General features: G+C 55.4%; 4 protein-coding genes, 2 tRNA genes and 2 rRNA genes. 7 read left to right on the top strand and 1 reads right to left on the bottom strand.

The features are described 5' to 3' along the window. The first annotated feature begins 166 nt into the window (after nucleotides 1-166). From ACIGXX_RS44020 to ACIGXX_RS44000, 5 genes are all read left to right on the top strand, one after another. Nucleotides 167-697 (top strand): cytochrome b, encoded by a 531-nt coding sequence (locus tag ACIGXX_RS44020; protein WP_171026769.1) that lies wholly within the window; start codon nucleotides 167-169, stop codon nucleotides 695-697. Between the two features lie 574 nt (nucleotides 698-1,271). After that, nucleotides 1,272-2,804 (top strand): 16S ribosomal RNA (locus ACIGXX_RS44015). A gap of 64 nt (nucleotides 2,805-2,868) precedes the next feature. Continuing rightward, a tRNA-Ile gene (locus tag ACIGXX_RS44010) sits at nucleotides 2,869-2,945 on the top strand. A 38-nt stretch (nucleotides 2,946-2,983) separates the two neighbouring features. After that, nucleotides 2,984-3,059, top strand: a tRNA-Ala gene (locus ACIGXX_RS44005). Nucleotides 3,060-3,344: 285 nt separating this feature from the next. Then, nucleotides 3,345-6,226, top strand: a 23S ribosomal RNA gene (locus ACIGXX_RS44000). The 16S and 23S rRNA genes sit together here with 2 tRNA genes alongside, the layout of an rRNA operon. 372 nt (nucleotides 6,227-6,598) lie before the next feature. Here ACIGXX_RS44000 and ACIGXX_RS43995 read toward each other — a convergent pair. Further along, nucleotides 6,599-6,733 carry a PAAR domain-containing protein gene (locus ACIGXX_RS43995; RefSeq protein ID WP_198108122.1) on the bottom strand — a complete coding sequence of 45 codons (135 nt, stop codon included), beginning with the start codon at nucleotides 6,731-6,733 and terminating at the stop codon, nucleotides 6,599-6,601. 502 nt (nucleotides 6,734-7,235) lie between these two features. On the opposite strand from ACIGXX_RS43995, the gene ACIGXX_RS43990 reads away from it, so the two are divergent. After that, on the top strand, nucleotides 7,236-7,550 hold the full coding sequence (locus ACIGXX_RS43990) for a hypothetical protein (RefSeq protein WP_232357157.1): 315 nt from the start codon (nucleotides 7,236-7,238) through the stop codon (nucleotides 7,548-7,550). Nucleotides 7,551-7,788: 238 nt separating this feature from the next. Continuing rightward, a partial coding sequence (locus ACIGXX_RS43985) for a recombinase family protein (protein ID WP_399984883.1) occupies nucleotides 7,789-8,308 on the top strand: 520 nt, incomplete at its 3' end.

Below are 8,308 nucleotides of genomic sequence, written 5' to 3'. Positions count from 1 at the left end.
GCCGCGACGTGAATTACGACCCGACGGTGCTGCCGCAGGGGATTCAGGTATCGGGGGATCCGTTGCTGGCGGCGCGGTCGGCGGCTTATGCGGATTCGTATCTGCGCAGGACGAGTGAAGAGGCCGGGGTAGCGGGCGTGGCGCGATTGAGTGGGGAGGGACGGTGATGAAGGCTTCGACGACGTTTGGCTTGCCGGCGCGGGTGCTGCACTGGGTGATGGCCGCGATGATCATCGCGATGCTGTTCATCGGGGTGGGGATGGTGGCGTCCGTTTCCGAGCGGCATGCGCTTCTGGTGGCGATTCACAAGCCGCTGGGCATTGCCGTGCTGGTGCTCGTGTGCGTGCGGATCGTGGTGCGGGTTCTGTCGAAGCCGCCGGCGCTGCCGGAGGATCTGCCGTGGTGGCAGAAGGTTGCCGCGCACGGTTCGCATCTCGTGCTGTATGCGCTGATGCTCGCGATGCCGCTGATCGGCTGGGCGATGCTGTCGGCGGGCGGGTATCCGGTGACGCTGGGCGGTGGTGTGCAGCTGCCGGCGCTGGTGTCGGCTGATCCGGTGACGTTCGCGTGGCTTCGGGTCGCGCACCGGGTGCTGGCGTATCTGTTCTTCGCGACGTTCCTCGCGCACTTTGCCGCTGCGCTGTATCACGGGCTGATTCGGCGGGACGGTGTGGTGAGGGCGATGGTGGGGCGGTGAGCGGCGGAGGATTGCGCTCGATGCGGCGGGGCGGTTCACGGGCAACCGGGGCTGCTCCCGCCGTGTCGCATATATATGAGCGGAGGAAAGGTTCAGCGACCTCCGCTACCACATGTCAAAATAATTTCACAAAAGGGGTTGCGGAAACTGAGGCAGGTGCTTAGAATCACGCCTCTTTCGCGCTAACGGAAACGCGGCGCGGGGAAAGAAGGGAAGCGGTGCTGTTGAAGTCGGTTTTATCGATTCCAGTGCTGACGAAATTAAACCGCAGTCGTCGCAACGAAGTAGTTAAAAAAGTTGTTGACGGATTTAAAAAAACGGTTGATAATCTCGCTTCTCTGCTGCTGAAAACGCAGCGCTGCCGGGAAACACGAAGTTCCTCGCAGAATGCTCTTTAAAAATTAACAGCCGATAAGTGTGGGCGCTTGATGGCAGCGAGCTGATCCTCGGATCAGATAGCGAAAGTATCAAGAGTCTCACACTAAAGTAAGTCAGGTTTATGAAGTGATTCATATTCCTGTCAGCTTTGAGTGAGCGACCGGTTCTTAACTGAACCGAAAACAGTAACAGGTTTAAACTGAAGAGTTTGATCCTGGCTCAGATTGAACGCTGGCGGCATGCCTTACACATGCAAGTCGAACGGCAGCACGGGTGCTTGCACCTGGTGGCGAGTGGCGAACGGGTGAGTAATACATCGGAACATGTCCTGTAGTGGGGGATAGCCCGGCGAAAGCCGGATTAATACCGCATACGATCTACGGATGAAAGCGGGGGACCTTCGGGCCTCGCGCTATAGGGTTGGCCGATGGCTGATTAGCTAGTTGGTGGGGTAAAGGCCTACCAAGGCGACGATCAGTAGCTGGTCTGAGAGGACGACCAGCCACACTGGGACTGAGACACGGCCCAGACTCCTACGGGAGGCAGCAGTGGGGAATTTTGGACAATGGGCGAAAGCCTGATCCAGCAATGCCGCGTGTGTGAAGAAGGCCTTCGGGTTGTAAAGCACTTTTGTCCGGAAAGAAATCCTTGGCTCTAATACAGTCGGGGGATGACGGTACCGGAAGAATAAGCACCGGCTAACTACGTGCCAGCAGCCGCGGTAATACGTAGGGTGCGAGCGTTAATCGGAATTACTGGGCGTAAAGCGTGCGCAGGCGGTTTGCTAAGACCGATGTGAAATCCCCGGGCTCAACCTGGGAACTGCATTGGTGACTGGCAGGCTAGAGTATGGCAGAGGGGGGTAGAATTCCACGTGTAGCAGTGAAATGCGTAGAGATGTGGAGGAATACCGATGGCGAAGGCAGCCCCCTGGGCCAATACTGACGCTCATGCACGAAAGCGTGGGGAGCAAACAGGATTAGATACCCTGGTAGTCCACGCCCTAAACGATGTCAACTAGTTGTTGGGGATTCATTTCCTTAGTAACGTAGCTAACGCGTGAAGTTGACCGCCTGGGGAGTACGGTCGCAAGATTAAAACTCAAAGGAATTGACGGGGACCCGCACAAGCGGTGGATGATGTGGATTAATTCGATGCAACGCGAAAAACCTTACCTACCCTTGACATGGTCGGAATCCTGCTGAGAGGCGGGAGTGCTCGAAAGAGAACCGGCGCACAGGTGCTGCATGGCTGTCGTCAGCTCGTGTCGTGAGATGTTGGGTTAAGTCCCGCAACGAGCGCAACCCTTGTCCTTAGTTGCTACGCAAGAGCACTCTAAGGAGACTGCCGGTGACAAACCGGAGGAAGGTGGGGATGACGTCAAGTCCTCATGGCCCTTATGGGTAGGGCTTCACACGTCATACAATGGTCGGAACAGAGGGTTGCCAACCCGCGAGGGGGAGCTAATCCCAGAAAACCGATCGTAGTCCGGATTGCACTCTGCAACTCGAGTGCATGAAGCTGGAATCGCTAGTAATCGCGGATCAGCATGCCGCGGTGAATACGTTCCCGGGTCTTGTACACACCGCCCGTCACACCATGGGAGTGGGTTTTACCAGAAGTGGCTAGTCTAACCGCAAGGAGGACGGTCACCACGGTAGGATTCATGACTGGGGTGAAGTCGTAACAAGGTAGCCGTATCGGAAGGTGCGGCTGGATCACCTCCTTTCCAGAGCTATCTCGCAAAGTTGAGCGCTCACGCTTATCGGCTGTAAATTTAAAGACAGACTCAGGGGTCTGTAGCTCAGTCGGTTAGAGCACCGTCTTGATAAGGCGGGGGTCGTTGGTTCGAATCCAACCAGACCCACCATTGTCTGGCGGTAGGTACCTGAGGTCATCTGTACTCATGGGGGCATAGCTCAGCTGGGAGAGCACCTGCTTTGCAAGCAGGGGGTCGTCGGTTCGATCCCGTCTGCCTCCACCAATCTTCAATGACAAACATTCGAATGACGATTGTTCGAGTCTTTGTCATTGGCGATTGAGCCAGTCAGAGGATATCAACAGATATCGGCTGTCGTTCTTTAACAATCTGGAAGAAGTAAGTAATTTGGATAGCGGAAGCGTCTTGAGATGGACGTGAAAACTATCCGGGTTGTGATTGTATCGATGTATCTCAAGATGATTCGAACTCTATGTTTGACTCAATTGGAATACGGCACAACGCGAGAACTCAACCTGTAGCGACTGTCGAGAGACAGACTCGTTATAGGGTCAAGCGAACAAGTGCATGTGGTGGATGCCTTGGCGATCACAGGCGATGAAGGACGCGGTAGCCTGCGAAAAGCTACGGGGAGCTGGCAAACAAGCTTTGATCCGTAGATGTCCGAATGGGGAAACCCACTCCTTTTGGAGTATCCATGGCTGAATACATAGGCCATGCGAAGCGAACGCGGTGAACTGAAACATCTAAGTAACCGCAGGAAAAGAAATCAACCGAGATTCCCAAAGTAGTGGCGAGCGAAATGGGATGAGCCTTGCACTCTTTATTTGTATTGTTAGCCGAACGCTCTGGAAAGTGCGGCCATAGCAGGTGATAGCCCTGTAGGCGAAAACAGTATGAAAGAACTAGGTGTGCGACAAGTAGGGCGGGACACGTGAAATCCTGTCTGAAGATGGGGGGACCATCCTCCAAGGCTAAATACTCGTGATCGACCGATAGTGAACCAGTACCGTGAGGGAAAGGCGAAAAGAACCCCGGGAGGGGAGTGAAATAGATCCTGAAACCGCATGCATACAAACAGTCGGAGCCTCGTAAGGGGTGACGGCGTACCTTTTGTATAATGGGTCAGCGACTTACGTTCAGTAGCAAGCTTAACCGTATAGGGCAGGCGTAGCGAAAGCGAGTCCGAATAGGGCGTTCAGTTGCTGGGCGTAGACCCGAAACCAGGTGATCTATCCATGGCCAGGATGAAGGTGCGGTAACACGTACTGGAGGTCCGAACCCACTAACGTTGAAAAGTTAGGGGATGAGCTGTGGATAGGGGTGAAAGGCTAAACAAACCTGGAAATAGCTGGTTCTCTCCGAAAACTATTTAGGTAGTGCCTCGTGTCTCACCTTCGGGGGTAGAGCACTGTCATGGTTGGGGGGTCTATTGCAGATTACCCCGCCATAGCAAACTCCGAATACCGAAGAGTGCAATCACGGGAGACAGACATCGGGTGCTAACGTCCGGTGTCAAGAGGGAAACAACCCAGACCGCCAGCTAAGGTCCCCAAATATAGCTAAGTGGGAAACGAAGTGGGAAGGCTAAAACAGTCAGGAGGTTGGCTTAGAAGCAGCCACCCTTTAAAGAAAGCGTAATAGCTCACTGATCGAGTCGTCCTGCGCGGAAGATGTAACGGGGCTAAGCTATATACCGAAGCTGCGGATGCGTGCTTAGCACGCATGGTAGGAGAGCGTTCCGTAAGCCTGCGAAGGTGCCTTGTAAAGGGTGCTGGAGGTATCGGAAGTGCGAATGCTGACATGAGTAGCGATAAAGGGGGTGAAAGGCCCCCTCGCCGTAAGCCCAAGGTTTCCTACGCAACGTTCATCGGCGTAGGGTGAGTCGGCCCCTAAGGCGAGGCAGAAATGCGTAGCTGATGGGAAGCAGGTCAATATTCCTGCACCATTGTTAGATGCGATGGGGGGACGGATCGCGGAAGGTTGTCCGGGTGTTGGAAGTCCCGGTCGCTGCATTGGAGAAGGCGCTTAGGCAAATCCGGGCGCGGAATTCAAGGGTGTGGCGCGAGCTCCTTAGGGAGCGAAGCAATTGGAAGTGGTTCCAAGAAAAGCCTCTAAGCTTCAGTCTAACGATGACCGTACCGCAAACCGACACAGGTGGGCGAGATGAGTATTCTAAGGCGCTTGAGAGAACTCGGGAGAAGGAACTCGGCAAATTGGTACCGTAACTTCGGGATAAGGTACGCCCTTGTAGCTTGACTGGCTTGCGCCAGAAGGGTGAAGGGGTTGCAATAAACTGGTGGCTGCGACTGTTTAATAAAAACACAGCACTCTGCAAACACGAAAGTGGACGTATAGGGTGTGACGCCTGCCCGGTGCCGGAAGATTAAATGATGGGGTGCAAGCTCTTGATTGAAGTCCCGGTAAACGGCGGCCGTAACTATAACGGTCCTAAGGTAGCGAAATTCCTTGTCGGGTAAGTTCCGACCTGCACGAATGGCGTAACGATGGCCACACTGTCTCCTCCCGAGACTCAGCGAAGTTGAAGTGTTTGTGATGATGCAATCTACCCGCGGCTAGACGGAAAGACCCCATGAACCTTTACTGTAGCTTTGCATTGGACTTTGAACCGATCTGTGTAGGATAGGTGGGAGGCTATGAAACCGGAACGCTAGTTTCGGTGGAGCCGTCCTTGAAATACCACCCTGGTTTGTTTGAGGTTCTAACCTTGGCCCGTGATCCGGGTCGGGGACAGTGCATGGTAGGCAGTTTGACTGGGGCGGTCTCCTCCCAAAGCGTAACGGAGGAGTACGAAGGTACGCTAGGTACGGTCGGAAATCGTGCTGATAGTGCAATGGCATAAGCGTGCTTAACTGCGAGACCGACAAGTCGAGCAGGTGCGAAAGCAGGTCATAGTGATCCGGTGGTTCTGTATGGAAGGGCCATCGCTCAACGGATAAAAGGTACTCTGGGGATAACAGGCTGATACCGCCCAAGAGTTCATATCGACGGCGGTGTTTGGCACCTCGATGTCGGCTCATCTCATCCTGGGGCTGTAGCCGGTCCCAAGGGTATGGCTGTTCGCCATTTAAAGAGGTACGTGAGCTGGGTTTAAAACGTCGTGAGACAGTTTGGTCCCTATCTGCCGTGGGCGTTGGATATTTGAAGGGGGCTGCTCCTAGTACGAGAGGACCGGAGTGGACGAACCTCTGGTGTACCGGTTGTCACGCCAGTGGCATCGCCGGGTAGCTATGTTCGGAAGAGATAACCGCTGAAAGCATCTAAGCGGGAAACTCGCCTTAAGATGAGATATCCCTGGGGACTAGATCCCCTTGAAGGGTCGTTCGAGACCAGGACGTTGATAGGTCAGGTGTGTAAGCGCAGTAATGCGTTCAGCTAACTGATACTAATTGCCCGTAAGGCTTGATCCTATAACAAGTCTGCCTTGTAGATCGGCGCCGTGCGACAGCACTGGCTGCGATCCAAAGCGACAAGTTGGATTCTCGTGTGTGATACACACAACTCAAAATTACTGCTTCTTCCAAGATTGGTTGTGCTGCGAAGCCAGCGCAACAACCCTCTTTGCCTGATGACCATAGCGAGTCGGTCCCACCCCTCCCCACCCCCAACAGCACCGTGACACGACTCTACGCCGATGATAGTGCGGATTCCCGTGTGAAAGTAGGTAATCGTCAGGCTCCCTAAGCCAGAAACCCCCGCCCGAAAGGCGGGGGTTTTTGCATTTCAGCGGCGGAAATGCGTGTGAAGCGGGCAAGGCCCGATTCATTTGAAATCAGAGAGCATCACTCGCTTGCCAAGAATTCTTGTTGGCTGGCGATCAGCGATGCGCCACATGCAGTCTTCATCCCGTCCAGCGCAACGGCGCGGCCTTCAATAGTGTACTGGCTGGAGCCCTGAACGATCGGGTAAGCTTTCAACTTATGGGTCTGCTTTCAGGTTGTGCTATCTACGTGTCGGGTGTCGTAAATGTTGAAAAGTCGCCCCATTGAATTTATTGGAGTTTTTCACTAACTCTGTCACGGCGTTTCGAGCTTTTTGACGCGAATAGTGAAAAAACTCGGCAGTCACGCCACAAAACGTGAAAATTTTTGCGGGTGGACCGCAGAGGCTCGCGGCACAAGGCTCTGCGCCGCGCGAACTGAGAGTGGAACTGATAGGCGTGAATCGCACGAGCATCGCGAGCGGCGGAAAATCTGCGAGGGTGGGACGCCGCGTCCCGCGAGCTGGCTTCAACTGACCCTGGCCCCGAACACGGCCGACCCCATTGTGAATCCTCTGTGGAGTACGGCCATGAAATCGGATCGGATCTGTGCCGCCTGCGGCACACCCTTCACTCCGCTCTCACACATCCCTCATCAACGCTTTTGCTCGGCCAAGGCATGCCAGCGTGCTCGCCGGCGTGCATGGCAGCACCAGCGCATGCGAGTCGATCCCGACTATCGCGAGAACCAGATCCGCGCCCAGGCCAGCTGGCGGGCCCGACATCCTGACTACTGGCGGCACTACCGCGAGACGCACCCGGCCTATCGCGATCGCAATTGCGCGATGCAGCGACGACGAAATGCACGGCGGACTGCTGGTGCCATTGCAAACATGGACGTGTGGCCGGCCTGTCGCCCGTTGGCATCTGGGTTCTACATCCTGCGCAACGCGGTTGAGGCAGGCGTTGCAAAGATGAACGCGTGGACGGTGCACATCGCCGTGCTATCTGAGCCAAGGCCGGTTCCGGCGTGATTGCAAAGAGATGACGTGTACGAAAAGAGTCTATGGCCTGCTACCTTGGCTGTGTACTCGCTCGCATTCGACGTCATTGCAAGGCGCGACGCGTTCACCGATACAAATCCCCTAATCGATGCCGGGGATGGCGCAGCGAGGGGCGGTTGCCAGTCGGAGCTGGATCGTGGACCTCGATTGCACATGCGAATCCGTTGACGAGCAGGCCTGCAGGATGCGGGCTGCTGAATACGTTCGGATGTCGACGGAGCACCAGCAATACTCGACGGAGAATCAACGTGATCGCATTCGCGACTACGCTGCTCGTCGCGATCTTGAGATCGTGCGGACCTACGCCGACGAAGGTAAAAGCGGTTTGCGTATCGATGGGCGCCAGGCGCTGCAGCAACTGATCCGGGACGTGGAAACCGGCATGGCCGATTTCCAGGTCATCCTCGTCTACGACGTAAGCCGCTGGGGACGATTCCAGGATGCAGACGAAAGTGCCTATTACGAGTACATCTGCCGGCGTGCAGGCATCCAGGTCGCCTATTGCGCTGAACAGTTCGAGAACGACGGCTCGCCAGTTTCGACGATCGTCAAAGGTGTGAAGCGTGCGATGGCCGGTGAGTACAGCCGCGAGTTGTCAGCGAAGGTCTTCGCTGGCCAGTGTCGGTTGATCGAGCTCGGTTTCCGGCAAGGCGGACCTGCAGGCTATGCGTTACGCCGGATCCTCGTGGACGAACATGGCCTCATGAAGGGGGAATTGCAACGCGGCC

The organism is Streptomyces sp. NPDC055243, from assembly GCF_044544025.1.
Lineage (GTDB): Bacteria > Actinomycetota > Actinomycetes > Streptomycetales > Streptomycetaceae > Streptomyces.
This window is presented reverse-complemented; position numbering and strand designations above follow the sequence as displayed.

Excerpts from the sequence above, each read along its gene's own strand:
- ACIGXX_RS43990 (WP_232357157.1), top strand. The coding sequence starts at position 7,236 with ATGCGAGTCGATCCCGACTATCGCGAGAACCAGATCCGCGCCCAGGCC.
- ACIGXX_RS44020 (WP_171026769.1), top strand. The coding sequence starts at position 167 with ATGAAGGCTTCGACGACGTTTGGCTTGCCGGCGCGGGTGCTGCACTGG.